Source organism: Jiangella rhizosphaerae, assembly GCF_003579925.1.
GTDB classification, from domain to species: Bacteria; Actinomycetota; Actinomycetes; order Jiangellales; family Jiangellaceae; genus Jiangella; species Jiangella rhizosphaerae.
Map to the genome: position 1 here is coordinate 1 of NZ_QUAL01000107.1, position 26,610 is coordinate 26,610.

Below are 26,610 nucleotides of genomic sequence, written 5' to 3' on the forward strand. Positions count from 1 at the left end.
CCGACGCTCACACCGGCACCCCGCCCCGTCGAGCAGCACCCCGGCACACACGATCCTGACAGAGAGATCTTGGAGTTGTTCGGGTATCTACCGGACATTTCACCCCGCGATTGCCGAACAACTCCAAGATCAACTTTGGGTGGGTGGGCGGACCTCGAGCGGGAGCGCGCCGCCGTGGTGGAGGCGAACGTCCTCCACGTCGCCGGCGCCGTCGGCGAGGCGCAGGCCGGGCAGCTCGCGGGCCACGGCCTCGAGCATGAGGCGGGCCTCCAGCCGGCCCAGCGAGGCGCCCAGGCAGAAGTGGCTCCCGTACCCGAACGCGATGTGGTTCGCGACGTCGCCGCGGTGCACGTCGAACACGTCCGGATGGGAGAAGACCTCGGGGTCGCGGTTGGCGCCCCACAGCGACAGGCCGACGCGCTCGAACGCCGGGATCGTGCCGCCGGCGAGGTCGAGCTCGCGGAAGGTGAACCGCGGCGGGACGATCTCGACCGGCCCGCGGAAGCGCAGCGTCTCCTCGACGACGGCGCTCGCCAGCGACGGGTCGGCGCGCAGGTCCTGCCACTGCTCAGGGTGCGTGAGCAGCAGGCGCAGCGCGTTGGCGATGACGTCGACGGTGGTCTCCTGGCCGGCGATCAGCAGCAGCTGCACCATGGCCACCAGCTCGTCGCGGTCCAGCGCGTCGCCCTGGGCCTCCAGTGCCACGAGCCCGGAGATCAGGTCGTCGCGTGGCTCGGCCCGGCGGCGGGCGGCCAGGTCGTCGACGTAGGCGGCGAAGGCCAGCGTGGCCGAGCCGTCGTAGTCCGACGCGGAGACGATGGTCGCCGACCAGTCGCGGAACCGGGCACGGTCATCGTCGGGCACGCCGACGAGCTGCGCGATGACGTTGACCGGCAGCGGGTCGGCCAGGTCGGTCACCGCGTCGAACCGGCCCAGCCGGCAGGCCTGGGCGACGAGGTCCGCCGCGACGCCGGCGATCCAGCCCTCCAGGCGGGCCACCGTGCGGGCGGTGAACGCGGTGCTGACCAGCCGGCGCAGCCGGGTGTGATCGGGCGGGTCCAGCGCGATGAGCTGGCGCGACGAGATCCGCTCGGTCTCGCTCGGTGGGTACGGCGACGGCGACAGGTCGCGGTCCTGGTGCCGGTGCACCTCGTGCCCGATGTCCGGATGCTGCAGGCCGTCGAGCACGTCGGCGTGGCGCGCGACGATCCAGAACCGGTTGCCGGCCGGGTCGTACTGCGGCACCGGGGCGCCGGCCGCGCGCACGCGAGCGTAGAACGCGTGCGGGTCGCGCCGGGTCTCGGGCTCCCACAGCTCCGTCGGGCCGAAGTCGTCAGTCACGGGCGCCGTCCTCCGGCTGGCGGGTGGGGGATGCCGGCCCCGCCCGCCTCGCTCGTTCCTCGCTCGGACGCCCGCAGCCTACCCCTGCCGGCATCCCCCACCCTCCGGTGCGGGTGGCGCCCGCCGGCCGGTCGCGCGGACCGGCCGGCGGGACGTGTCGAACGTCAGACCGCCAGCTCGGTCCGGGCGCTCGCGGCGGCCGAGACCACCGTGTCCTTCTGCTCGTCGGTCAGCAGGCCCTTGCCGACGAACTCCTCGGCGGTCCGGGCGACCGTGGCGACGAAGTCACCGTGGTTCGCGAACGGCGCGTTGTCCCAGACGACGTCGAGGAAGGTCAGCCCGTCGGTGCCCGGCGACGGGATGCCGGCGACCGGGACGTCGTAGTTCGGCAGGCCGTCGTTGCGCTTCACGTTCGGCACACCGGTGTCGATGCTGCCGAACACGATCCGCGGCTCCACGCGGCGGAAGTACGCCGAGTGCGCCTGGGTGTCGCCGACGTACCACGGCCGCAGGCTGAACCCGTGCGTCGTGAACAGCTGGTCGCCCGCCGGGCTGGTGCCGGCCGCGGTGATCGCCGTCCGCGAGTAGTCGCCGTCGAGCTTGAGGTGCGGGTACAGCGTCAGCTCGCGGTACGTGCCGCCGCCCGGGTTGCCCAGGATCGGCATGAGCAGCGGGCCCCACATGATCGACTGGGTGTCCGGACGATCGATCGCCCGCTCGATCCGGATGCCGAACGGCATCGAGACGTCGACGACGTCACCGGGCCGCCAGGTGCGGCGCAGTGTCGCGTACGTGCCCGGCACCGGGGCGTGCATCGCCGCCGGCCGGCCGTTCACCCGCACCGTGAATCCCTTCGTCGCCCACGCGGGGACGCGCAGCTTCAGGTCGAACAGGCCGCCGCCGTCCTGGATGGTGATCCGCGTGCTCTGCTGACGCGGGAACGCCGTCTCCTGCGAGACGACGAGGCCCTTTTCCGCCCAGGTCAGCGTCGACGGCACGAACAGGTTCACCCAGAGCGCCGAGCCGTCGGCGGACTTGAAGTACACGGTGTCCTGGTACTTCGTGTGGTTCTCCAGGCCGGTGCCGCCGCAGCAGGTGCCGGAGTTGCCGTACGACCGGTTCGCGCCCGGCGTCAGCGGTTGGAAGTACGTGACCTGGGGGTTGCTGGTCGTGGCCGTGTCCGCCCGCGAGCCGGCGATCTGGTTGAAGATCGCCCGCTCGTAGTAGTCCATGTACTTCGGGTCCTGCGTGTGGAAGAACAGGTTCCGGGCCAGCTTCGACACGTTGTAGATCGAGCACGTCTCCGCGCCGCCCTGGGCGATCGCGTTGGCGATGTTGTCCCGGTTCTGGAACATCTCGATGTTGTTGTTCGAGCCCGGGAAGTTGCCGCCGGTGCCGCCGTGGCTGAACATGCGGTGCGGGACGATCCAGCCGAAGAAGTTCTCCGCGGCCTCGAAGTAGTCCTGCTCGCCGGTCTGCTCGAACACGCGCAGGTAGCCGGTGAAGTTCGGCACGTGCTGGTTGACGTGCAGCCGGGCCGGGCGGCGGCGTCCGATCTCGCTCGGGTTGGTCACCACGAGGATGTCGCGGTCCTCGACGGCCGCGTCGAACAGCGACTCGCGGTTGTCGAAGCACTTGGCGGTCTCGAGGTGCTTCTCGTCGCCGGTCAGCGCGTAGATCTCCGGGAACACCTCGTTGGCGCCGCCGAACTCGCCGGCGATGTAGGTGTCCCACATGTAGTTGAGGTCCGACCGCGTGATCGGGCCGGTGTACTGCGGGTGGTTCTTGTCGCCGACCGTCAGCGCCAGGTGCGCCCAGTTCGCCATCTTGACGACGACGTCGAGCGCGGTCTGGTTGCCGGCCAGGTAGTAGGCGTCCAGCAGGCCGCGCATGATCTTGTGCTGCGTGTACCAGGGCGCCCAGACGTTGGTGTTGAGGTTGCTGCCGTAGACGGCGAACCGCGGCGGCGCCAGGCGGATCACCGCGTCCTCCGGGATCGCGCCCAGGTAGCCGGGGTAGACCGGCTTCCACAGCGGCTGGTTGTCGCTGGGGACCGGCACGATGCCCGCGGCCCGCCCGTTCGGCGAGGCGTCGAGCAGCGTGGCGCCCTCGGTCTCGTCGCACCGGTACCAGGCGATGTTGCCGCCGCCGGTGGTGCCGGCCGGGGAGTCCTGCAGCGACTGGACCTCGGCCGCGGTCAGCGCACGGTCGAAGATCTGGAACTCGTCGATCGTCGCGTTGAGCATCGGGTCGCCGTACTGCGACCGGCCGATCCAGACGTTGCCCGGGACACCGAGGTTGGTCGGGTTGAGCGTCATGGTCGCGTTGGTGCCCGCGACCGCGCCGTTGACGTAGAGCGTGCCGACGCTGCCGTTGAGGGTGACGGCCAGGTGCACCCACTGGTTCGTCGGGAGCGCCGTCGTGCCGTTGATCTGCTGCTCGCCGCCGCTGCCGCTGACTGTGATGGCGAAGCGCGGCACGTTGCCCGTCACGCCGGCGCGGGCGGTCAGGAACATGTTGACGGCGGTGCCGGTGCCGAAGTCGAAGACCCGCGACCAGTTCTGCGCGGCCGCGAGGTTGACCCAGGTCGCGACGGTGAAGTTGGTGAGCTGCGACACCGCCTCCTGGGGCAGCCGCACGTGCTGGGCGGTGCTGCCGCCGTTGAGCTTCAGGCCGTTGCCGAAGCGGCCCGCCACCCGGCCGATGACCGGCTCCTCGGGCTCCTCCGGCTCCTCGTCCGGGTCGTCCATCCGCGCGGTGATGGCGGCTTGGCAGGCGGCCAGCTCGTTCACCATCCAGTCCAGCTTGGTCTTGAAGACCTGCTCGCCGTTGTCTGCGTAGGCCTGGGCCAGCGCGCTCAGGTAGTGGCCGGCCCAGTGCCCGCTGAGCAGGCCGCCGTCCTCCCAGCCGCCGGGCGTGGACACACCGGGCGGGTTCGGCCGGCCGGCCTGGTTGTTGAAGAGCACGAGGAAGCGACGCTCGTCGAACGTCTGCAGGAACGCCTTCATCCGGTCGCGCTTCTCCTGCAGCAGGCCCGGCCCCAGGCGGACGTCGTTCGGCCAGAACGGCCGCACCGGGGCGTTGCTGCCGGCGCCGACGTACGGGGCGGCGCCCGCCGTGTCGGCGGCCGCGGCCGAACCGGTGGTCTCCGCGGCGGCGGCGGGGAGGGCCTTCGGCGCGGCGACCATGGCCGCGCCGATGGCGGAGGCGCGCACGAACGTGCGGCGGCTCAGGCCCGGCTTCTCGATTGTCATGCTCCGTCTTCCCTTCATTGCGAGATCGGCTCTGGACGGGACCCGAGAACACCCTGGTGAGCGGGTGTTAACGGTAACAACTTGCGGCGGTCGTCCTCCTTGTCTCGCACCGTGTGGCCCCGGTGTGGCGGGCGGATTTGTGGTGAGCGCCTGGCGCTGCGGCGTCGAACAGGCGTCGCTCAGATGAGTACTATGCCACATTTGATATCAAAGTGGCAGGCCTCACGTCCGGCGGATCCGACGACGAGGCCGCCCGTCGTCAACGCGACGACGAGCGGCCTCGGACGGGTTTCAGAAGCCTTGCGCGAGGCGGTGGTACGCCTGGTTCCAGCGCAGCTCCTTGGCGAACTGGCGGGTCGTGGTGTCGGCGTCGATGACCAGCAGTTCGGTGCGGACCATGTCGGCGAACAGCGACAGCACGTCGGCGCCGACGGCCTGCGAGAGCACGGTGTGGTGCGGCCCGCCGGCGGTCAGCCAGGCCTCGGCCGACGTCGACAGGTTCGGCCGCGGCTTCCAGACCGCCCGCGCCACCGGCAGGTTCGGCAGCGGCTCGTCCGGCGGCACGACGTCGATCTCGTTGGCCACCAGCCGGAACCGCTCGCCGACGTCGGCCAGCCCGACCACGACGGCCGGCCCGGGGGCCGCGTCGAACACCAGCCGGACGGGGTCCTCGCGGTCGCCGATGCCCAGCGGGTGAATCTCGCACGACGGCGTGGCCGACGCGATGGACGGGCAGACCTCCAGCATGTGCGCGCCGAGGATCTTCGGCTCGCCGGGCCCGAAGTGGTACGTGTAGTCCTCCATGAACGACGTGCCGCCGGGCAGCCCGGCCGCCATCGTCTTCACGGTCCGCACCAGCACCGACGTCTTCCAGTCGCCCTCGCCGCCGAAGCCGTAGCCGTCGGCCATCAGCCGCTGGACGGCCAGGCCCGGCAGCTGACGGAGTCCGCCGAGGTCCTCGAAGTTCGTGGTGAACGCGCGGAACCCGCCGTCGGTGAGGAACGTACGCAGGCCGGCCTCGATGCGGGCGGCGTAGCGCAGCGACTCGCGCCGGTCGCCGTCCTTGCGCAGCTCGGGCACCAGGTCGTAGCTGTCGTCGTACTCCGCGACCAGCGCGTCGACCTCGGCGTCGCTGGCGGCGTCGACCACCGCGACGAGGTCGTTGACACCGTAGGTGTTGACGGAGACGCCGAGCCGCAGCTGCGCCTCGACCTTGTCGCCCTCGGTGACCGCGACGTCGCGCATGTTGTCGCCGAACCGGGCCAGCCGCAGCGCGTGCACCTCGGCGTAGCCGATGGCGGCGCGCACCCAGTCGGCCACCCGGCTGACGACCGCCGGGTCGCTGACGTGCCCGGCGACGGTCGAGCGGGCGACGCCGAGCCGGGACTGGATGTAGCCGAACTCGCGGTCGCCGTGCGCGGCCTGGTTGAGGTTCATGAAGTCCATGTCGAGCTCGGCCCACGGCAGCGACCGGTTCGCCTGCGTGTGCAGGTGCAGCAGCGGGGTGCGCAGCGCGTCGAGCCCGGCGATCCACATCTTGGCGGGCGAGAACGTGTGCATCCACGCGATCAGGCCGACGCAGGCGTCGTCGGCGTTGGCCTCGAGCGCGACCCGCCGGATCGCGTCGGCCGAGGTGAGCACCGGCTTCCACACCACGCGCACCGGGATGTCGCCGGCCTCGTCGAGCGCGCGGGCCACCTCCTGGGACTGCTCGGCCACCTGCCGCAGCGTGTCCTCGCCGTACAGGCCCTGGCTCCCGGTGAGGAACCAGACCTCACGCTGACCGAACACGTCGTCCATCGTCATCTCCTCGTCACTGCCCGTAGGCGTTCTGGTACCGGTCGTAGAGCCGGTCGATGTCCTCCGCCGGGATCGGCACCGGCTCGCCGAGCTGCCTCGCGATGTGCACGGTGCGGGCGACGTCCTCGCACATCACCGCGGCCTTGACGGCGGCGCGCGCGTCCTTGCCGATGGTGAAGACGCCGTGGTTCTGCATGAGCACCGCCGGTGAGCGGTGCCCGGACAGCGTCGCGACGATCCCGCGGCCGATGGAGTCGTCGCCGATCAGCGCGAACGGCCCGACCGGGATCTCGCCGCCGAACTCGTCGGCCATCGCCGTCAGCACACACGGGATCGGCTCGGCCCGCGCGGCCCACGCCGTCGCGTACGTCGAGTGCGTGTGCACGACGCCGCCGACCTCGGGCATGTTCCGGTACACGTAGGCGTGGGCGTCGGTGTCGCTGGACGGCGACAGCTCGCCGTCGACGAGCTTGCCGTCGAGGTCGCAGACGACGATCGACTCGGGCGTGAGGTCGTCGTAAGACACCCCGGACGGCTTGATGACGAACAGGTCCTCGCCGGGCACCCGGCCGGACACGTTGCCCGAGGTCCAGGTGACGAGGTGGTTGCGGGTCAGCTCGGCGTGCAGGTCGCAGACCGTGCGCCGCAGCTCGGCGAAGGCGGTCATCGGGCCACCGCCGCGCGCTTGATCGCCCGGAGCCGGTGCATGACGTCGTTGCCGCCGCGGCCGAAGTAGTCGTGCAGCGTCACGTACTCTGCGTAGAGCGCGTCGTAGGCCTTCGCGTTGTCCGGGTCGGGCTGGTAGACGCCGCGTTCGACGTTGCCCATCGCGGCCGCGGCGGCCCGGACGTCGGCGTAGGCGCCGGCGGCGACCGCGGCATGGATGGCCGATCCCAGCGCGGGACCCTGGTCGGAGCCGATGACACTCAGCGGCAGGCCGGTGACGTCGGCGTAGATCTGCATGATCAGCCGGTTCTTGAGCAGGCCGCCGGCGATGATCAGCTCGGTCACCTCGACGCCGGAGCTGTTGAACGTCTCGATGATGGTGCGGGTGCCGAACGCCGTCGCTTCGATCAGTGCCCGGTAGACGTCCTCGGGCTTGGTCGCCAGTGTCTGGCCGACGACGATGCCGGACAGCTCGTGGTCGACCAGCACCGAGCGGTTGCCGCTGTGCCAGTCCAGCGCGATGAGTCCGTGCTCGCCGACGCGCTGGCCCGCCGCCAGTTCGGTGAGGTAGTCGTGCACGCTCTGCCCGCGCTGGGCGGCCTCGGCGGCGTAGCTCGCCGGGACCGACGTGTCGACGAACCAGCCGAAGATGTCGCCGACGCCGCTCTGCCCGGCCTCGTAGCCCTGCAGGCCGGCGATGATGCCGCCGTCGACGACGCCGCACATGCCGGGCACCTCACGCAGCACGTCGCCGTTCATGACGTGGCAGGTGGACGTGCCCATGATCGCGACCATCTGGCCCGGCTCGACCGCCTGCGCCGCCGGCGCCGTCACGTGGGCGTCGACGTTGCCGACCGCGACGGCGATGCCCTCGGGCAGCCCCGTCCAGGCCGCCGCCTGCGCCGTCAGCCCGCCGGCGCGGTCGCCGAGCTGGCCGATCGGCTGGTCGAGCTTGTCCTCGACGAACCCGGCGAACGCGGGGTTCAGCGCCGCCAGGAAGTCGCGGGACGGGTAGCCGCCGTCCTGCCGGATGCCCTTGTAGCCCGCGGTGCAGGCGTTGCGGACGTAGCTCCCGCAGAGCTGCCAGACGATCCAGTCGGCGGCCTCGATCCAGCGGTCCATCGCCGCGTAAAGCTCGGGGTCCTCCTCGAGCAGCTGCAGGCCCTTCGCGAACTCCCACTCCGACGAGATCAGCCCGCCGTAGCGTGGCAGCCACGACTCGCCGCGCTCGGCCGCGAGCGCGTTGATGCGGTCGGCGTGCGGCTGGGCGGCGTGGTGCTTCCACAGTTTGACGTAGGCGTGCTTGCGCCCGGCGTACTCCGGCACCTCGTTCAGCGGCGTGCCGTCGGCGAGCGTCGGGACCATGGTGCAGGCGGTGAAGTCGGTCGCGATGCCGATGACGTTCGCGGGGTCCACGCCGGCCTCCGCGACCGCCTGCGGCACGGCCGTCTTCAGCACGTCGACGTAGTCGGACGGGACCTGCAGCGCCCAGTCCGGGGGCAGTTTCTCTCCGGTGCCGGGCAGCTCGCGGTCGACGACGCCGTGCGTGTACGCGTGGACGGCGCTGCCGAGCTCCGCGCCGTCGGAGACGCGGACCACGACGGCCCGTCCGGACAACGTCCCGTAGTCGACGCCGATGACGACTGCGTCGTTGTTATCGCTCACAAGTGACTCCCTGGTGCGGTGTGGGGCGGCCGATCGTCTTGGATTGGGTCGTGGTCAAGTCGTAGCGGGTCCGGCGGTGCTGGCGCGGGTGACGAGCGTCGGCGGGACGACGATGCGCTCGGCCTCCGGCCCCGGCCCGCTCTCGATGAGGTCGAGCAGCAGCGCGATGCTCTTCCGGCCGACCTCGGCGAAGTCCTGGCGCACGGTGGTGAGCGGCGGCGTCAGGAACTCCGCCTCCGGGATGTCGTCGAACCCGGCGATGCTGACGTCCTGCGGCACCCGGATACGGGCCTCGTGCAGTGCGCGCAGCAGGCCGAGCGCCATCTGGTCGTTGGAGACGAAGACGGCGGTCGCGCGGCCCGCCCGGGCGTCGTCGGCGATGCGCCGGCCCGCCTCGTAGCCCGAGCGCGGACTCCAGTCGCCCTCGACGACGGGAGGCACCTCGACGCCCGCCGCCTCCAGCGTGTTCCGCCAGCCGCGCCGCCGTCCCTCGGCCTCGAGCCAGTCGACCGGCCCGGCGACGTGCCAGACCGTGCGGTGCCCGAGGTCGAGCAGGTGCCGGGTGGCCAGCTCGGCGCCGCGCAGCTGGTCGACCGCGACCACCGGCATGCCGCCGGCCTCGCCGCCCTCGACCGCGACCACCGGCACGGTGCCTCGCAGGGCGGAGACGGCGGCCGCGGCCTCGACCTGCGGCGCGATGGCGATCAGCCCGTCGACCGCCTGTGCGGCGAGGTAGTCCAGCGCCTCGCCGACGGTCTTCCGGTTGATCGTCTTGAGGCTGACGATGCTGATGAAGTACCCGGCGTCGCGCGCCGCCTGCTCCAGGCCGAACAGCGTGCTGGCCGGCCCGTACAGCGTGGTGTCGAACGCGACCACGCCGAGTGTGTTGGTGCGCCGCGTCACCAGCGCCCGGGCGGAGAGGTTGCGGCGGTAGCCGAGCTCCTCGATGGCCGCGAGGACGCGGTCGCGAGTGGTGGCCTTGACGTTCGGGTGGTGGTTCAGGACGCGCGACACCGTCTGGTGCGAGACGCCCGCGATGCGCGCGACGTCGGCCATGACCGGGCTTCGTCCGTCGGTCATCGTCACCGCCTCCCACTTGTTGTGTGAACGTTAACAAACGGGCTCGGGCCGCGCCAGGTGATCGGGAGGTGAGGGCGCTCCGATGCGTCGCGCCGGCCGGTGTGCCGTACGCTTGGCACGTGGCGTTGGCCGTCCCCTGCTGCCCATTTTCTTGGCCGCGCAACCGCGCCTCAAGTCCGCGCGCGTTGGGGTGGGGCTTCGCTGTGGTCGGGGCGCTTGGACTTGACCCGCGGTTGCGCGACCAAGAACGGGCAGCTATCAGGGGGACGGGGAGGATGTGGGCACGCCTCGGCGTTGTCGTGCCCGTTTCGCGCCGTTTGTCGGGGCTGTGGACTGCGGTGATCATCCAGGATCGCCTACATCACGAGGATTGTCTGAGCATCAACACCCCTACAGCCGTGGTGATGCTCAGGTAATCCTCGTGATGGCTCCGGAATCACGGCGAAATCTCACCAGGTGGACGCTGAGCGACACAAACGCCACACCGTAACGGGGCCAACGCACGCGGCGTCGTCGCCGCTCTCTCCCCGTCCCCCTGATAGCTGCCCGTTCTTCGGCCGCGGGCGCGCGGGTCAAGTCCAAGCGCCCCAACCGAAGCAGAGCCCGACCACCACGCGCGCGGACTTGAGGCGCGCGTGCGCGGCCAAGACAATCGGGCAGCAGGGGGACGGCCCACGCAGTACACCTTGGCGAACGACCGTAGCGCCGCCAAAAGATCACATGGGAACTCTGTTCACGACGGCCGCAATGACCCCCCGTGTGGCGGCGCGGGCGCGTGCGGCGCCTACCTCGGCGACCATGGCGCGCAGGTGTTCGGCGCTGAGCGGGGCGAGGACCACGTGGGCCAGCGCGTCCGCGTCGGCGTCCGGCCGGGCCGCAGCGATGAGCAACGCCACGTGCCGGTGCCAGAACCGGTAGGCCCCGATCCGGTACCGCGCGCCGGGCGAGGCCGTCTCGGACATCCGCAGCAGGTCCAGGTGGTCCAGCGCGTAGTCGAGGTAGGCGTCGACGAACGCCGCCAGTCGCTCGGCCGGCGCGGGCGCCGTCGCATCGCCATGGTCGCCCGGGCCGAGCGGCGCCGGGCCGAAGAGGATCGCCTCCTGCAACTCGCGTTCCCGCTCGTCCAGCAGGGCGACCGCCAGTCCGGCCTTGTCGCCGAACCGCCGGAACACCGTGCCCTTGCCGACCCCGGCCGCCGCGGCGACCGCGTCCATCGTCACGCCGTCGACGCCGCGTTCGGCGAACAGCCGGGCGGCCGCGTCCAGCACCGCGACCCGGTTGCGGGCGGCGTCGGCCCGTTCGTGGGGCGGCTCCGACCGCAGCTCGATCAGCTCGGGCGTGCCGCGACGGGAATAACCGGACTGTGGTCCGGTATTGGAACTGGACACAACCGGACTGTAGTCCAGAAAGGATCGGCCATGCCTACTCTGCTTCATCTCTCCGCCTCCCCGCGCGGCGCCGCGTCGGAGTCGCTGCTCATCGCCAACGACTTCGTCGCGGCCTATCGCGAGGCGCACCCGGACCACGAGGTCACCCACTGGGACCTGTGGGACGGCACGCTGCCGGAGTTCGGCCCGACGGCGGCGCACGCGAAGATGGCCGTCTTCGCCGGCCAGGACCTCGACAGCGCACAGCGCGAGGTGTGGAAGAAGGTCACCGCGACGTTCGCCCGCTTCGACGCCGCCGACCGCTACCTGTTCAGCGTGCCGATGTGGAACCACGGCGTGCCGTACGTGCTCAAGCAGTTCATCGACGTCGTGAGCCAGCCCGGCCTGGTGTTCGCGTTCGACCCGGCCAGCGGCTACCGCGGGCTGCTGCGCGGCAAGAAGGCGGTGGTCGTCTACTCCAGCGCCGTCTACGCACCCGGCCGCGGGCCCGCGTTCGGCTCGGACTTCCAGACGTCCTACCTGGAGGGCTGGCTGCGGTGGGCCGGCGTCGCCGACGTCGAGACCATCGCGCTGCGCCCGGACGCCGCGACCGGCGACGTCGCCGCCGGCCGAGCCACCGCGCAGGCCGCGGCGCGCGCCGTCGCCGCCGGGCTCTGACGATCTACTTGAGCAGCTTGGACATGCGCCGGTCGGCGAGGATCTTGCCGCCGGTCTGGCAGGTGGCGCAGTACTGCAGCGAGGAGTCGGCGAACGACACCTCGCGCACGACGTCGCCGCAGACCGGGCAGGCCTCGCCGGTCCGGCCGTGCACCCGCATGTTGGTGCGCTTGCTGTCCTTGAGGTCCTTGGCGGCCAGCCCTTCGGCCCGCTTCAGCGCCGTCGTCAGCTCGTCGACGATGACGGCGTGCAGGTTCGCGACGCCGTCGGCGTCGAGCGTCGACGCGGGCTGGAACGGCGACAGCTTGGCGGCGTGCAGCACCTCGTCGGAGTAGGCGTTGCCGATGCCGGCGATGACCGCTTGGTCGCGCAGCACGCCCTTGATCTGGGCCCGGCCGGCGCTGGTGAGGATCTGCTGCAGCCGGTCGACGGTGAACTCGTCGGACAGCGGGTCGACGCCGAGCCGCGCGATGCCGGGCACGTCGGCGGGGTCGCGCACGACGTAGACGGCCAGGCGCTTGCGGGTGCCGGCCTCGGTGAGGTCGAACCCGGACTCGTCGTTGAGATGGACGCGCAGCGCCAGCGGGCCGCTGCCGGGCTTCGGCGGCTTCGGCGAGAGCGCGTCGCTCCAGCGCAGCCAGCCGGCCCGGGCCAGGTGGATGACGAGGTGGACGCCGTCGCAGTCGAGGTCGACGAACTTGCCGTGCCGGCCGACGCCCGTGACGGTGAGTCCGCCGAGCGCCGTGACGGGCGGGTCGAACGTCTTGAGCACGCTGATGGCGGCGACGTCGACGCGCGTGACGACCTTGCCCACGGCCTTCTCGCGAAGGAACGCCGTGAGCGCTTCGACCTCGGGCAGCTCGGGCATGTCCTCAGTGTGCCCTGTGATCGGCGGGTCCGGCGAACGCCGGCGGCAGCGGCAGCTCCAGGGCCCGGCGCAGCCGGCTGAGGTACTCCTGTCGCGGGATCTCGACGACGCCGAGGCTGGCCAGGTGCCGGGTTCCCCATTGGACGTCGAGCAGCCGGCCGACCGGGTGCTCGGCGCGCATCATCTCGACCAGCGCGACGAGCGCCACCTTGGAGGCGTCGCGCCCCCATCGCTGCCGGGCGTGGAACATCGACTCACCGGCGAACAGCCCGCCGATGGCGACGCCGTACAGCCCGCCGGCCAGCCGTCCGTCCGGCGTCCACGTCTCGATCGAGTGCGCCCAGCCCAGCCGGTGCAGCCGCTCGTACGCGCGGCGGATGTCGTCGCTGATCCAGGCGCCGGGCCGGGTGGGATCGGCACACGCCTCGATGACCTCGTGGAAGGCGGTGTCGACGCGGATCTCGAACTTGCGGATCGACTGCCGCAGCGACCGCGAGACCTTCAGCCCGCCCATGGGCAGCACGCCGCGCGGGTTCGGCGACCACCACGCGAGGTCGGTCGCGCGTCCCAGCAGCTGGTCGACAGGCATCGGGAACAGGCCGTTGCGGTAGGCGGCGAGCAGCGTCCCCGGTTCGAGGTCGGCGCCGAACGCGACGAGGTCGTCGTCGCCGGAGGTGCTCGGCAGCTCCCATCGGGTCGGAGGTGGCTCGACGGGCACATGGCCTCCCTGGCGCCGTCCGGTGATGCGGTCCTTCGTCAGGGTAATCCGCTCGCGGCGGAGTTCTCTTCAGATGTCGGGTCATGCAAAGACAACCAACTCTCTCCGGTCGACTGACGCCCTGGACCGGAGGGCTCGGGGAGCCCTTCGGCCTCCCGTCGCCCTCGGTTTTGCATGACCCTCCAAGGGACGCACGTACAGTGGAGGCATGGGTGTGCGACGGACCATCGGGACCTGGGCGGGTACGACCGCGGCGCGCCGGGCCGCGCCCATCGTCGCCGCTCGTGGCGCGAACCAGTTCATGTCGAAGGCCATCGAGGGCTTCCCCGGCTTCCCGGGCGCCCGCGAGGTGGCCCGCCGTCATCTCGACAAGCGCGGCGACGTCGAGCGGGCCATCCGCGACGTCATCGAGCAGCACGTCCGGCTGGCCGGCGTGCAGGGCTTCGTCACGAACATCGGCGGCATCGTCACCATGCCGGTGGGCATCCCCGCCAACATCGCCGGCATGGCCGTGCTCCACCTGCGCATGGTCGCCGCCATCGCCCACCTGCGCGGCTACGACCTCGCCGACCCGCGCGTCCGTACGGCCGCGCTGGTGACGCTGCTCGGCCGCGACGGGGTCGAGGACGCGCTGCGCGGCCGCGACCTCCCGGGCCGGCCGTTCGACATCGCCACCGGCATCAACGAGCCCGACCCCGCCGTCACCGAGCGCGCGGTCGCCGCCGTCACGTCGCTGCTGGTCGCCCGCATCGGCGGCAAGCACGCCACGCTGGCCATCGTGCGCCGGGTGCCGCTGGTCGGCGGTGCGGTCAGCGGCGGCATCGACGCGTTCTCCACCTACGCCATCGGCCGCTTCGCCGACCGCGAGTTCCCCGGCAACGTCACCGTCGAGCGAGTCTGATCCCCGAGCCGGATCGAAATGATGCGCTAAAACTGTAGGCACGCCGACCGCTTCGGAGCGGCCGGAAGTAGGGCCGAGGAACCCGGGGTATACCGGGGCCTCGGCCTCGCGCTTTCACTCGATGTCGACGCGATGCTCGGTGACGTGGTCGCCGATGATCAGCTTGTACTGGCGATCCCCCGGCCTCGGCGGCTCCTATGGCGCCGGCGACCAGGTCCGCTACCCGGAGAAGCGGTTCGTCCACAGCGTGTACGTGCTCGATGCGGATGTCGCTGATCAGGTGCGCGGCACGAAACGCTCGGACCGCCGCGATGTCTCGCCCGTCGCCGACGTGATCGCGCGATTCCAGCCACGCATGCTCGACGCCTCGGTCCTCGAGCCGGATGAGCAGCTCTTGGAGACACATGCGGCGTGCGCGTTCCTGCCGTCGCGGATCGATCCTGGTACCGACGACCACAACGTGGTTCAGGCGCAGTCCGAGGACGGAGGCCGCTGCCTTACGCCGGCCGGCGGGACTTTGATCACGCCAGTGGAATCGCAGCTGGGAACGCTTGCCGAGTAGCCGTGCGTCACGGGACGAGCCCCCTCGCCACACTCGAAGACTACGGCGCGGTGCGCCGTGACCGCATCTCAGCCATCAGAGGGAGCCGGCTGGCAGCGGGGGCACCAGTAGCTGACCCGGTCCTGTGGCGCGGCCCCGATGGTGCCGGTCCTGATCGGCGTGCCGCAGCGCCAGCACGGCCGACGTGCGCGGCGGTAGACCCAGTGCTGCCGCCCGGGGCGCGGATCGCCGGTGGTGACCTGGCGGCGGGTCTCGATGCCCAGGTGCAGCAGACGGTGCGCCTCGTCGACGACGAAGCGCAGGTCGGGGACGGCCGACACCGGCGCGTACGGCGAGATGCCGGCCAGGAAGCACAGCTCGGCCATGTACATGTTGCCGATGCCGGCCAGCACCCGCTGGTCCAGCAGGGCCTCGCCGATCGGCCGCGACGGGTCGCGGGTCAGCCGCGCGACCGCGTCCGCCGCCGACCAGTCGTCGCCGAGCAGGTCCGGGCCGAGGTGCCCGACGACGGTGTCCTCGTCGGCCGTCCGGACCAGTTCGACGACCGGCAGGCGGTAGCCGACCGCCTCCGCCCGGGCCGTCGCCAGGACGACGCGGATCTGGAACGCCGGACCGCCGCGCCATGGCTGACCGGCGGCGAACACCCACCACGCGCCGTCCATGCGCAGGTGCGTGTGCAGCGTCAGCCCGCCGCCGATGCGGGTCAGCAGGTGCTTGCCGCGCGCCACCGACTCGACCACCGTCCGCCCGGACAGGTCGGTCGTGGCCAGGCGCGGGACGCGGAAGTCCGTCCGGACCAATGTGTCGCCGGCCAGCGCGTCGTGCAGCCGCCGGCTGGCCAGCCAGACGGTGTCACCTTCAGGCATACGGAAATTCTCTCGTCAACCCCCACCCGGCTGGCTACGATGCTGGTCAGGAGCCCATCATGGAATCGCCCTTCCACGACCTCACCCGGGCGCTGCGCAAGCGCTGGTCCGGTGGCAAGGCCGCGCCGTGCGTCGTCACCGACCCGTTCGAGACGCTGACGGTGCAGCTGCGCCTCACGCGGGTCGTCGCCGAGATTCGGCGGCTCGAGTGCGACCAGGGCCGCTGGGCGCGAGCCCACCACCTGGCCGCGGCCACCCGCGCGTACGACGACCTGTTGCTCGACGCCGCGCGGCTGGCCGGGCTGCCGGTGCCGGACGCGCCACCCGCGATCCGGCGGGTGATGATCGAGAGCGCCCTACGCCACGACGGCTGGAGCTGGTAGCCGCCCGGCGGCGCCCTCCAGGTCGAGCAGCGCCCGCTTGCGCTCCAGGCCCCACGCATAACCGGTCAGCACGCCGGACGAGCCGACCACGCGGTGGCACGGGACGATGACGGAAATCGGGTTGCGGCCGTTCGCGGCGCCCACCGCACGGGACGCCGTCGGGCGGCCCAGCTGTTCGGCGATCTCGCGGTAGCTGCGGGTCTCGCCGTACGGTATCGCCCGCAGCGCCGCCCACACCTGCTGCTGGAACGGGGTGCCGACCGGGTTCAGCGGCAGGTCGAACTCCTGCCGCTCGCCGGCGAAGTAGGCGTCCAGCTGCTCGCGGGCGGCGGCGAACGGCGCGTCGTCCTCGATCCAGCCGGGCTGGTCGAGCGTGGCGGGGCGCTCCATGTAGAGGCCGGTCAGCGCGGTGCCGTCGCCGGTCACCCAGAGCGTGCCCACGGGGCTGTCGATGGTGGTCCAGTACATGATCGGAGCTGCCTTTCAGAGAGTCGCCCAGACGTGCAGCAGCGCGTACGAGCGCCACGGCCGCCAGTTCTCGGCCAGCTCGGCCACCGCCCGCGGTTCGGACGGCAGCCCGAGCGCGGCCAAGGCGTGCTTGACGCCGAGGTCGGTCGGGAGGAACACATCGGGGTCGGCGAGCGCGCGCATGCGCACGTACCTGGCCGTCCAGGGTCCGATGCCGGGGACGTCGAGCAGCCGCCGTTCGGCCTCGTCGCGGTCCACGCCGGGGTCGAGGCTGAGCGTGCCGTCGGCCAGCCGGCTGGTCAGCTCGTGCAGCGTGCGCTGCCGGCTGCGTGGCATCGGGAACGTGGAGGGGTCGACGGAGGCCAGCACGGCCGCCGTCGGGAACGCGTGCGTGACGGTCCCGACCGGTGCGTCCAGCGGCTTGCCGTGCTCGGCGACCAGCCGGCCGGCGACGGTGCGCGCGGCGGCGACGGACACCTGCTGTCCCAGCACGCCGCGGACCGCGAGCTCGTCGCCGTCGACGGTGCCCGGCACCCGGGTGCCCGGACGCGCGACGACCAGCGGGCCGAGCGCGGGGTCCGCGCCGAGCAGGTCGTCGACCGCCTGCGGATCGGCGTCGAGGTCGAACACCCGCCGGCAGCGGGCCACCGCCGCCGTCAGGTCGCGCGGGTCGGCCAGGCGCAGCGTCGCCTGCAGCCAGCCGTCCCGCGGCGTGAGCTCCGCGACGCCGGTGCCGTGCGGCAGCGTGAGGCTGCGGCGGTACGTGCCGCCGTCGACCTCCTCGACGCCCGGGACCGCGCGCAGTGCCAGGAAGTCCAGCACGCCCCGGAGGTCGGCCGGCTGCCGGTACGCCAGCCGCAGCTCGACCGTGCCCGCCGTCGCCGCGCGCCCCCGTCGGCGGGCCTTGCCGCGCAGCTCGGTCGGCGTCAGCGCGTAGACCTCGCGGATCGTGTCGTTGAACTGGCGGACGCTGGCGAACCCGGCGGTGAACGCGATCTCGGTGACCGGCAGCTCCGTGGTCTCGAGCAGCACGCGCGCGGTGTGCGCCCGCTGTGACCGGGCCAGCCGCAGCGGGCCCGCGCCGACCTCCTCGACCAGCGTGCGGTGCACCTGACGCTCGCTGTAGCCCAGCCGCGCGGCCAGTCCCGCGACGCCGTCGCGGTCGACGACGCCGTCGGCGATCAGGCGCATCGCGCGTCCGACGACGTCGGCGCGGATGTTCCACTCCGCCGAGCCCGGCGTCGCGTCGGGCCGGCAGCGGCGGCAGGTGCGGAAGCCGGCCGCCTGCGCCTCGGCGGCGGTGCGGTAGAAGCGCACGTTCTCGCGCTTCGGCGTCATGGCCGGGCAGCTGGGGCGGCAGTAGATGCCGGTCGATGTGACGCCGAGGTAGAAGACGCCGTCGAACCGGGCGTCGCGGCCCTGAACTGCGCGGTAGCACGCCTCTTCGTCCAACATGCCTACCAGTCTCGCCCGCCGGCGGCCCGGTTACTAGCGGGAATCGGACGAGGCCGTGCGCGGCCCGCGGCGCGCGGGGCTAGATGTCGCGGAACGCCTCGATGCGGGCGCCGAGCACGGACAGGCGAGCGGCCAGGTCCTCGTAGCCACGGTTGATGACGTACACGTTGCGCAGCACCGACGTCCCCTTGGCGGCCATCATCGCCAACAGGACGACGACGGCTGGGCGCAGCGCCGGTGGGCAGATGATCTCCGTGCCGGACCACCGCGTCGGCCCCTCGACCAGCACGCGGTGAGGGTCGAGCAGCGTCACGTTGCCGCCGAGCTTCGTCAGCTCCGTCAGGTAGATGGCGCGGTTCTCGTACACCCAGTCGTGGATCATCGTCTGGCCGTTGGCCGTGGCCGCGATCAGCGCGAAGAACGGCAGGTTGTCGATGTTCAGACCGGGGAACGGCATCGGGTGGATCTTGTCGTGCGGCGCCTGCAGCGTCGACGGCCGCACCGTCAGGTCGACCAACCGTGTCTCGCCGTTCGCCGCGACGTACTCGCCGCTGCGGTCGTAGTCGAGGCCCATCTCCTCCAGCAGCGCCAGCTCGATCTCGAGGAACTCGATGGGCGCCCGCCGGACGGTGATCTCGGAGCCGGTGACGATCGCGGCGGCCAGCAGGCTCATCGCCTCGATCGGGTCCTCGGACGGCGCGTAGTCGACATCGATGTCGATGTCCGGGATGCCGTGGACCGTCAGCGTCGTCGTGCCGATGCCGTCGATGCGCACGCCGAGCCGCGTCAGGAAGAAGCACAGGTCCTGGACCATGTAGTTCGAGCTGGCGTTGCGGATGACCGTGACGCCGTCGTTGCGGGCGGCCGCCATCAGCGCGTTCTCGGTGACGGTGTCGCCGCGCTCGATCAGCACGATCGGCCGGTTCGGCGACATCGAGCGGTCGACCTCGGCGTGGTAGTAGCCGCCGGTCGCCTTCAGCTCCAGGCCGAACGGACGCAGCGCGGCCATGTGCGGCTCGACGGTGCGCGTGCCGAGGTTGCAGCCGCCGGCGTACGGCAGCTTGAACCGCTTCTCCCGGTGCAGCAGCGGGCCGAGGAACATGATGACGCTGCGGGTGCGCCGCGCCGCCTCGACGTCCATACTGTCGAGGTCGAGCCGCTCGGGCGGCGTGATCTCGAGGTCGCGGCCCTCGCCCAGCCAGCGGGTGCCGATGCCGATGCTCTCGAGCACCTCGATGATGCGGTTGACCTCTTCGATGCGCGCGATGCCGCGCAGGGTGGTCTTCCCCTTGTTGAGCAGGCTGGCGCACAGCAGCGCGACACTGGCGTTCTTGCTCGACCGCACGTCGATGCTGCCGGAGAGCTGCTGGCCGCCGCTGACCCGCAGGTGCACCGGGCTCTGCGGCGCCAGCGACACGATCTGCTTGTCCAGCGCCTCGCCGATGCGGGCGATCATCTCGAGACTCAGGTTCTGCTGCCCGTGCTCGATGCGGTGGATCGCGCTCTGGCTGCTCCCGAGCGCATCGGCGAGCTGGCTCTGCGTCCAGCCGCGGTGCTGGCGCGAGTCGCGGATCAAGCGGCCGATCTGGCTGCGGTAGTCGTCTGCCACGAGCGGAACGATATCTCAGCTATGAGTTAACGGCCGCCACATTCGTCACATTGGTATGCAGAAGTTGCGACGTGAGAGAGCTCTCATTCGCGCCATGAGGTCTGGCGCGGGGTGCTCGTTGTGGCGGCGCAGCGGTGGACGCGGCCGCCGGGAGCATAGTCGACACCGCACGCGCCGTCGCCTCGAGCGAGGGCGAATCGCACATGCTGCGCGACCCGCTCATCCGGACGGCCGATGCACGCTCCCGGTGCTGGGACGGCGCGCGGCGTCGTGGGGTTCCCGGCGAGTTGGTTGTCCCTTGCAGCGTTGGGCCGTCCCCCTGCTGCCCGATTGTCTTGGCCGCGGGCGCGCGCCTCAAGTCCGCGCGCGTTGTGGTCGGGCTTTTGCTGTGGTTGGGGCGCTTGGACTTGACCCGCGCGCCCGCGGCTCAGAACGGGCAGCTATCAGGGGGACGGGGGAGTGTGGCGACGGCTGCCGGGGGCGTTGGCCCCGTTACGGTGTGGCGTTGGTGTCGTGGAGCGTCCACCTGGTGAGATTTCACCGTGATTCGGGGGGCATCACGAGGATTGCCCCAGCGTCAACACCCCTACAGTCGTGGTGATGCTCAGGTAATCCTCGTGATGTAGGCGATCCTGGATGATCATCGCCGTCCAAGACCCAACAAAGCACGCGAAACGGGCACGACAACAGCGAGGCGTGCCCACATCCTCCCCGTCCCCCTGATAGCTGCCCGTTCTTGGCCGCGGACGGGTGAGTCAAGCGGTCCCCGCCGCGCGAAGCGCCAAGTTGGTCCGCTTGACGCGCCCGTTCGCGGCAAGAGAATGGGGCAGCAGGGGGACGGGGAGCCCAGCCGACGTCACGACCCGGCACAGGACGCCGTCAGAGGTCGAACGCGTATCGGCAGAACTGCTTGCGGACGTCGAGGATCGGGCCGCTGTCGCGGGTGTAGTAGAGCTTGTTGGTCAGTAGCAGGGCCCAGCGCCGGCGGCGGACGGAGACCCACATCGCCGTCCCGGTGAAGCCGAAGTGCGCCCACACGTCGCGTCCGCCCACGCCGTCAGGGGTCGGCGCGGGATGCCAGAACAGGCCGCGGGCGGGCCGCAGCGCACCCGTCTGCACCTTCAGCGACTCCTTGATCCAGGCCGGTCCGAAGCCCGGCCGCCGCGGCGCCTGGTCGGGGGCGAGCAGGTAACGCAGGAACGCGGCGAGGTCGGCGGCGACGGAGAACACGCCGGCGCTGCCGCAGACGCCGAGCAGCCGCGCGGAGAAGTCGTGCGGCGTGCCCTTGAGGTGTCGTCCGGCCGACTCGTCCCACTCGGTCGGCGCACACCGTGCGACCTGCTCGGGGGTCAGCGGCCCGAACGTCGTCGAGCCCATGTGCAGCGCGTCCCACGCGCAGGCCCGGCTCAGCTCGTCCAGCCGCAGGCCGGTGAGCCGCTCGGCGAGGATGCCGAGGATCAGCGCCGCGCGGTCGGTGTACTCGACGACCTCGCCCGGCCGGTGGAGCAGCGGTTCGCGCAGGATCCCGCGCTCGACGGCGGCGCGGTCGGTGCCGTAGAGCGGCTCGAGGTTGGCCCGCGGCGGAACGCCGGCGGTGTGGGTCAGCAGGTGCTGGGCGGTGACGCCGGCGAGGTCGTAGCCCGCGAGGTCGGGGAGGTAGTCGACGAGCGGCCGGTCGAGGTTGAGCGTGCCGTCCTCCCAGAGGGTGCCGACGCAGGCCCAGACGGCGAGGATCTTGGTGAGACTGGCGAGGTCGAACATGGTGTCCGGGTCCATCGGATCGTCCGGGACCGCCGGATCGAGCAGCCCGCGGGCTCCCTGGGCGCGAACGCCGTCGGCATCGCCGACGGCCCACACCGCGCCGGGGAGGACCGCAGTGTCCACGGCGCGAGTCAGCAACTGGTCGATGGCTCTCGTCATGATCGCCGCCTATTCGGTTGTGGTGGCGCCCGGGGCCGCGCCACTGGTCTCCATGATCGGCCGGAACCGAACCGTTCCGGGATATCCGTCTCACGTGGTGAACGTCCTGAGACGGGTCCGGCGCACCCCGTCGTGCGGGCTCGGGCCCGCACGCGGGAGACTGGTGGGCGGGGACGTCAGCCGACCCGAGGAGATCCCGTGCGCGACGAGACCATCGGCGCCTTCCTGGACAGCCTGGCCGCCCGGGTGCCGGCCCCCGGTGGCGGAGCCGTCGCGGCTCTGCACGCCGCCCAGTCGGCCGCGCTGCTCGGCATGGTGGCGCGGTACAGCACCGGGCCCAAGTACGAGGAGCACGCCGAGGTCGTCGAGCGGGTGCTGGTGAAGGCCGACGCGCTGCGCACCGACGCGCTGGAGCTGGCCGAGGACGACGCCGAGGCGTTCTTCGCCGTCACCGAGACCTACCAGCTGCCTCAGGACACCGACGAGCAGAAGGCGGCGCGGTCCGAGGCGATCGCGGCGGCGCTGGCCGCGGCCGCCGAACCGCCGGCCGCCGTCATCATCGCGGCGACGCACCTGGTCGCGATGGCGGAGGAGTTGCTGCCGGTCGGCAACCCGAACGTGGTCACCGACGTCGCGGCCGCGGCCGAGGCCGCCCGTGCGGCCGCCACGACGGCCCGGCTGAACGTCGAGATCAACCTCGGCGGCGTCACCGACCAGGCGGTCCGCGACCGCCTGACGGCCACCGCGAGCGAGGTCGACGACCTCGCCGCCCGAGCCGACCAGGTCACCGCGACCGTGCGTCAGCAGGTGGGGGCGTGACGGCGAACCGGCTGGGCGGCGCCGAGCTCGCCGCGCGCCTGCGCGCCCAGGTGGCGGAACGGGCCAACGCGCGGCGCGCCGAGGGACGGCCGGCCCGGCTGGTCATCGTCACCGCCACCGACGACGAGGCGAGCGCCTGGTACGTCCGCTCCATCGCGTCGGCGGCGGCCAAGGCGGGCCTCGACTGCGACGTCGCCGACCTCGGCACGGCGGCGACCGCCGGCGACATCACGACCCGGCTGGCCACCCTGAGCGACGATCCCGGCGTCGACGGCGTCATGCTGCAGACGCCGTTGCCGCGCGGCGTCGCGCTGGCCGACGTGGCCGGCGCGATCGACCCGGCCAAGGACGTCGACGGCGCCAACCCGCTCTCGCTCGGCCGGCTGGCGGCCGGCCGGCCCGCGCATGCGCCGGCCACCGCGGCCGCCGTCGTCGCGCTGCTCGACGAGTACGCCGTCGACCTCGCCGGTGCCCGGGCGGTGGTCGTCGGCCGGTCCGTCGTCGTCGGCAAGCCGCTCGCGCACCTGCTGCTGGACCGCGATGCGACGGTGACGGTGTGCCACTCGCGCACCCGCGACCTCGCCGCCGTGACGTCGACGGCGGACGTGCTGGTCGCGGCCGTCGGGCGGACGCAGCTGATCACGCCAGAGCACGTGCGGCCGGGCGCGGTGGTCGTCGACGTCGGCACCAACCCGACGCCCGACGGCGGGCTCGCGGGCGACGTGGACCCGGCGGTCGCCGAGGTCGCGGCGGCGCTGACCCCGGTGCCCGGCGGCGTCGGCCCGGTGACCACCGCGCTGCTGCTGTGGCACACCGTCGCCGGCGTCGTCGAGACGGCCCGAGTGACGAGCTAGAGCTCCAGCCGCCAGATCTGGCCCACGAGGTCGTGGCCGAAGCTGTGGTGGCGGTTCTCCTCGACCAGCTCGAAGCCGGCCTTCTGGTAAATCCGCCGCGCGGCGGCGAGGACGTCGTTGGTCCACAGCACCATGGAGGAGTAGCCGGCCGCGCGCGCGAAAGCGATGCACTCGCCCACCAGACGCGTGCCCAGTCCCGAGCCGCGTGTCTCCGGTTCGACCAGCAGCAGCCGCAGCTGGGCCGTCGTGTCGTCCTTGCGCACGCAGAAGACCGCGCCGACGGGGCGGCCGTCGAGCTCGGCGATCCAGGCGTTCTCGCGCCGCGGATCGTGGTGCTCGGCGTAGTCGGCGACGATGCGCGCGACCAGCGCCTCGTACGTGTGGTCCCAGCCGTACTCGCGGGCGTAGAGGACGGCGTTGCGCTGGACGACCCAGCCCATGTCGCCGGGACGCAGGCCACGGATGACGTAGGCCCTCGGCGCGGCGGCGTCCCGCCGGCTGAGCAGGTGGCGGACGGAGTCGAGATCGGCGACCAGCCGGCGGCGGTCGTCGTCGGGCAGTGCGGCCAGCAGCTCCTCAGCCTGCTGGTCCGACCGGGTGTCGAGGTCGGCGAACGCCTCGCGGCCGGCCGTCGTGGGCGCGACCAGCAGCTTGCGGCCGTCCGCCTCCGAACGCGATCGTTCCACCAGTCCCGCCGACTCGAACCGGGCCAGCGTCCGGCTCAGCTGCCCGGCGTCGATGCCGAGCGCGTCGCGCAGCGCGCCCACCTCGGTGACGTCGCGCTGCGCCAGCTCGAACAGGATGCGTGCCTCCGTCAGCGAGAACCGCGACCGCAGCAGGCCCTGGTCGAGAAAGCCCATCACCGTCGTGTAGAAGCGGTTGAACTGCCGCACCGCCGTCACCTGGTCGCGCTCCACAGAGGTCATGTCGTTGACTGTATCAACGAACTCCTTGTCTGAGTCAAGGACTGCGCCGCATATCGGCTGAGCCGGCGATGATCAACCCTTGTCGTCCGCCGCGACTGTCCGTAATGTCCCGGTCACGTGTCACATCTCACTGGGAGGCCACGTGAACACACGAGCACACCCTCGCCGCGTCGCCGGCGTCCTCGCCGCGGGAGCGGTCCTGGCCGGCGCGTTCGGTGCCGTCCCGTCGTCCGCGGCGCCGCCGGAAGGCCCGGCCGAGGGCACCTGCAAGACGTTCGACGACCCGCAGTTCACCGGCTGGACCAGCCACGCCGAGCTCGGCCGGAAGCTCGAGCAGATCGAGCGGACCAGCGGCGGCCGGGTCCAGGTCGACGTCGCCGGTTACACGACACAGGGCCGCGAGCTGTACACCGCGAGGGTCGGCACGGGCGACCGCGTCCTGCTGGTGCAGAGCGCCATCCACGGCAACGAGCGCACCGGCACCGAGGCGCTGCTGGGCATCCTCAAGGACCTCGGCACCGGCAACGACCCGGACACGCTGCGGGCGCTCGAGAACGTCACGCTGGTGGCGATGCCGATGGTCAACCCCGACGGCGGCGAGCTCAACCGCCGCGCCAACGTCATCTCCTGGGACGAGGTCGTCGCCGAGTACCCCCAGCTCGACGGCGCGCCGCGGGCCTGGTACCACTCGCTGCGCGGCGACGGCATCGACCTGCCCGGCTTCGACCTCAACCGGGACTTCAACCCCGACCTCGACTACGTCCCGCAGCCGGGCGACCTGCCGGGCCGGCAGACCGACGCCGGGTTCTTCCTCTCGCCGGAGTCGCGCACCATCCGGGACGTCTACGTGGGCCTGCGGCAGGAGTTCGGCGCCGTCGACGCCGTCGTCGACCTGCACCACATGGGTCCCTGCGACCGGCTGACCGGCGGCCCGCAGGACGGCCGGCTCATCTCCGTCTCGCTCGACTACCCGCCGCTCGGGGTGAACGACGGCGCCGCGTACCAGGACGACTGGCCGCTGCTCGACCAGGACAAGTCACGCCGCTACGCGCTCGCCGTCGCCAACGGCATCGCCGAGGCCTACGGCTCCCAGTCGCCGCTGGCCGCGACCGGCCGCTACTTCCACCCCGACGAGCGCGAGTACGCCGGTCAGGGCCGGTCCGCGTTCGCGCTCAACGGCTCGGCCACGGTGCTGTTCGAGGTGCGCGGCCAGCAGGACGACCTCGGCCAGAAGCTCAAGGGCATGCTCGTCCAGACCGTCCGCACCGGAGTGGAGTCGCTCATCGACGCGATGGCGACCGGTGAGGTCGACACGCTGGACGGCGACGCCTTCTTCGACCTGCCCGACTACGGGTGGGAGGAAGAAGGCGACGCCGACTAGCTAACTCACGGCCTGGGCGGTCACGCCACGGCGAGCCACGGGTCCTCGAGGACGGCGGCCAGGTCGCGGACGAACTCCGCGGCCTGGGCGCCGTCGATGACCCGGTGGTCCGACGACAGCGTCATCGTCATCTTCTGCACCACGGCCAGCTCGCCGTCCTTCACGCCCGGCTCGGACCGCACCGCGCCGACCGCCAGGATCGCCGCCTCCGGCGGATTGATCACGGCGGTGAAGTGGTCGATGCCGTACATGCCGAGGTTGCTGACGGTGAACGTGCCGCCGCTCATTTCGTCCAGGCCGAGCTTGCGGTCGCGCGCCTTGCCGGCCAGCTCCCGCGTCTCGGCGGAGATGCTGGTCAGGCTCTTCGTGTCGGCGTCGCGGATGACCGGCACGACGAGCCCGGTCTCCGTCGCCACCGCGATGCCGACGTGGATGCGCCCGTGCCGGACGATGGCCTCGGGCGTGAACGACGAGTTCACCACCGGGTGGTCGCGCAGCACCACCGCGACGGCGCGCACGATGATGTCGTTGACGCTGACCTTCTTCCTGCCGGCGGCGACCAGCCGCTCGTTCAGCTCCGCCCGCAGCGCCGACAGCGGACCGGCGTCGATGGTCTTCGTCACGTAGAAGTGCGGCGACGACTGCATGCTCTCGGTGAGCCGGCGCGCGATCGTCTTGCGGATCGACGTCAGCGGGATCAGCTCGTCGGTCTCCTCGACGGCCGGTGCGGCGACGGCGGCAGCGGCCGGTGCAGCAGGGGCGCTGACGGGAGCGGCCGGCGCGGGAGCCGACGGCGCGGTCGAGGCCGCCTTCGCGACGTCGGCCCGGATGATCCGCCCGCCGGGGCCGGAGCCCTCCACCGTCGCGAGGTCGACGCCCAGCTCGCGGGCATCGCGCCGGGCCAGCGGCGAGGACAGGATGCGAGCGCCGTCGGGCCGCGTGACCGCGGCGGGCGCCGCCGGCACCGGAGCAGCGGGGGCGGCCTCGGCGACCTCAGCGGTCGCTGCTGCCGCAGCGGGTTCAGCTGCC

Annotated in this window: 23 protein-coding genes; 7 read left to right on the forward strand and 16 right to left on the reverse strand. The window is 72.0% G+C overall.

Annotated features, from left to right (window positions below; genetic code table 11):
• Positions 1-129: 129 nt before the first annotated feature.
• From DY240_RS11440 to DY240_RS11470, 7 genes are all read right to left on the reverse strand, one after another.
• Positions 130-1,341 carry a cytochrome P450 gene (locus tag DY240_RS11440; protein WP_119660022.1) on the reverse strand — a complete coding sequence of 404 codons (1,212 nt, stop codon included), beginning with the start codon at positions 1,339-1,341 and terminating at the stop codon, positions 130-132.
• Between the two features lie 164 nt (positions 1,342-1,505).
• Positions 1,506-4,595, reverse strand: coding sequence for a beta-L-arabinofuranosidase domain-containing protein (locus DY240_RS11445; protein ID WP_119660023.1), 3,090 nt, complete (start codon positions 4,593-4,595; stop codon positions 1,506-1,508).
• Between the two features lie 291 nt (positions 4,596-4,886).
• Positions 4,887-6,395 (reverse strand): L-arabinose isomerase, encoded by a 1,509-nt coding sequence (gene araA, locus DY240_RS11450; RefSeq protein ID WP_119660043.1) that lies wholly within the window; start codon positions 6,393-6,395, stop codon positions 4,887-4,889.
• Between the two features lie 13 nt (positions 6,396-6,408).
• Positions 6,409-7,062: an L-ribulose-5-phosphate 4-epimerase gene (locus DY240_RS11455; RefSeq protein ID WP_119660024.1), complete on the reverse strand. Its 654-nt coding sequence runs from the start codon at positions 7,060-7,062 to the stop codon at positions 6,409-6,411.
• The gene (araB, locus tag DY240_RS11460) at positions 7,059-8,726 is read right to left on the reverse strand and encodes a ribulokinase (protein WP_119660025.1); all 1,668 of its coding nucleotides are present in this window, start codon (positions 8,724-8,726) and stop codon (positions 7,059-7,061) included. Before araB ends, DY240_RS11455 begins: the two co-directional genes overlap by 4 nt.
• Before the next feature lie 54 nt (positions 8,727-8,780).
• The gene (locus DY240_RS11465; RefSeq protein ID WP_199701338.1) at positions 8,781-9,806 is read right to left on the reverse strand and encodes a LacI family DNA-binding transcriptional regulator; all 1,026 of its coding nucleotides are present in this window, start codon (positions 9,804-9,806) and stop codon (positions 8,781-8,783) included.
• Positions 9,807-10,522: 716 nt separating this feature from the next.
• Positions 10,523-11,194: a TetR/AcrR family transcriptional regulator gene (locus DY240_RS11470; protein ID WP_233552705.1), complete on the reverse strand. Its 672-nt coding sequence runs from the start codon at positions 11,192-11,194 to the stop codon at positions 10,523-10,525.
• A gap of 30 nt (positions 11,195-11,224) precedes the next feature.
• Here DY240_RS11470 and DY240_RS11475 point away from each other — a divergent pair, with 30 nt between their 5' ends.
• Complete coding sequence (locus DY240_RS11475) at positions 11,225-11,851, forward strand: FMN-dependent NADH-azoreductase (protein ID WP_119660027.1); 627 nt, start codon at positions 11,225-11,227, stop codon at positions 11,849-11,851.
• 4 nt (positions 11,852-11,855) lie between these two features.
• Here the strand turns inward: DY240_RS11475 and DY240_RS11480 are convergent, their stop codons facing one another.
• A complete protein-coding gene (locus DY240_RS11480; protein ID WP_119660028.1) occupies positions 11,856-12,719 on the reverse strand; it encodes an Fpg/Nei family DNA glycosylase in 864 nt (287 codons plus the stop codon).
• A gap of 4 nt (positions 12,720-12,723) precedes the next feature.
• Positions 12,724-13,437 (reverse strand): leucyl/phenylalanyl-tRNA--protein transferase, encoded by a 714-nt coding sequence (gene aat / locus DY240_RS11485; protein ID WP_119660029.1) that lies wholly within the window; start codon positions 13,435-13,437, stop codon positions 12,724-12,726.
• A 208-nt stretch (positions 13,438-13,645) separates the two neighbouring features.
• On the opposite strand from aat, the gene DY240_RS11490 reads away from it, so the two are divergent.
• The gene (locus DY240_RS11490) at positions 13,646-14,338 is read left to right on the forward strand and encodes an EcsC family protein (protein ID WP_119660030.1); all 693 of its coding nucleotides are present in this window, start codon (positions 13,646-13,648) and stop codon (positions 14,336-14,338) included.
• A gap of 154 nt (positions 14,339-14,492) precedes the next feature.
• Positions 14,493-14,900: a hypothetical protein gene (locus tag DY240_RS11495; RefSeq protein ID WP_119660031.1), complete on the forward strand. Its 408-nt coding sequence runs from the start codon at positions 14,493-14,495 to the stop codon at positions 14,898-14,900.
• 68 nt (positions 14,901-14,968) lie between these two features.
• On the opposite strand, the gene DY240_RS11500 is transcribed toward DY240_RS11495, so the two are convergent.
• Complete coding sequence (locus DY240_RS11500) at positions 14,969-15,766, reverse strand: Fpg/Nei family DNA glycosylase (protein ID WP_119660032.1); 798 nt, start codon at positions 15,764-15,766, stop codon at positions 14,969-14,971.
• A gap of 59 nt (positions 15,767-15,825) precedes the next feature.
• Here DY240_RS11500 and DY240_RS11505 point away from each other — a divergent pair, with 59 nt between their 5' ends.
• On the forward strand, positions 15,826-16,149 hold the full coding sequence (locus tag DY240_RS11505) for a hypothetical protein (protein WP_119660033.1): 324 nt from the start codon (positions 15,826-15,828) through the stop codon (positions 16,147-16,149).
• Here DY240_RS11505 and DY240_RS11510 read toward each other — a convergent pair.
• The 4 genes from DY240_RS11510 to DY240_RS11525 all read right to left on the reverse strand — a co-directional run bounded on the left by DY240_RS11510 (position 16,123) and on the right by DY240_RS11525 (position 21,601).
• Positions 16,123-16,617, reverse strand: a complete 495-nt coding sequence (locus DY240_RS11510) for a methylated-DNA--[protein]-cysteine S-methyltransferase (protein ID WP_119660034.1) — start codon at positions 16,615-16,617, stop codon at positions 16,123-16,125. The genes DY240_RS11505 and DY240_RS11510 overlap by 27 nt on opposite strands.
• A gap of 15 nt (positions 16,618-16,632) precedes the next feature.
• Positions 16,633-18,072, reverse strand: coding sequence for a DNA-3-methyladenine glycosylase 2 family protein (locus DY240_RS11515; protein WP_119660035.1), 1,440 nt, complete (start codon positions 18,070-18,072; stop codon positions 16,633-16,635).
• Positions 18,073-18,151: 79 nt separating this feature from the next.
• Positions 18,152-19,681, reverse strand: a complete 1,530-nt coding sequence (locus DY240_RS11520) for a helix-turn-helix domain-containing protein (RefSeq protein ID WP_119660036.1) — start codon at positions 19,679-19,681, stop codon at positions 18,152-18,154.
• Between the two features lie 879 nt (positions 19,682-20,560).
• A complete protein-coding gene (locus tag DY240_RS11525) occupies positions 20,561-21,601 on the reverse strand; it encodes a serine hydrolase domain-containing protein (RefSeq protein WP_119660037.1) in 1,041 nt (346 codons plus the stop codon).
• A 198-nt stretch (positions 21,602-21,799) separates the two neighbouring features.
• Here DY240_RS11525 and DY240_RS11530 point away from each other — a divergent pair, with 198 nt between their 5' ends.
• A complete protein-coding gene (locus DY240_RS11530) occupies positions 21,800-22,420 on the forward strand; it encodes a cyclodeaminase/cyclohydrolase family protein (RefSeq protein WP_119660038.1) in 621 nt (206 codons plus the stop codon).
• Positions 22,417-23,274 carry a bifunctional 5,10-methylenetetrahydrofolate dehydrogenase/5,10-methenyltetrahydrofolate cyclohydrolase gene (locus DY240_RS11535; RefSeq protein WP_119660039.1) on the forward strand — a complete coding sequence of 286 codons (858 nt, stop codon included), beginning with the start codon at positions 22,417-22,419 and terminating at the stop codon, positions 23,272-23,274. The genes DY240_RS11530 and DY240_RS11535 overlap by 4 nt, the downstream gene beginning before the upstream one ends.
• Here DY240_RS11535 and DY240_RS11540 read toward each other — a convergent pair.
• Entirely contained in the window at positions 23,271-24,200 is a 930-nt protein-coding gene (locus tag DY240_RS11540; RefSeq protein WP_119660040.1) for a bifunctional helix-turn-helix transcriptional regulator/GNAT family N-acetyltransferase, read from the reverse strand. The genes DY240_RS11535 and DY240_RS11540 overlap by 4 nt on opposite strands.
• A 142-nt stretch (positions 24,201-24,342) precedes the next feature.
• On the opposite strand from DY240_RS11540, the gene DY240_RS11545 reads away from it, so the two are divergent.
• On the forward strand, positions 24,343-25,581 hold the full coding sequence (locus DY240_RS11545; RefSeq protein ID WP_119660041.1) for a M14 family zinc carboxypeptidase: 1,239 nt from the start codon (positions 24,343-24,345) through the stop codon (positions 25,579-25,581).
• Between the two features lie 20 nt (positions 25,582-25,601).
• Here the strand turns inward: DY240_RS11545 and DY240_RS11550 are convergent.
• The coding region (locus tag DY240_RS11550; protein WP_147375294.1) for a dihydrolipoamide acetyltransferase family protein at positions 25,602-26,610 on the reverse strand (1,009 nt) is incomplete at its 5' end.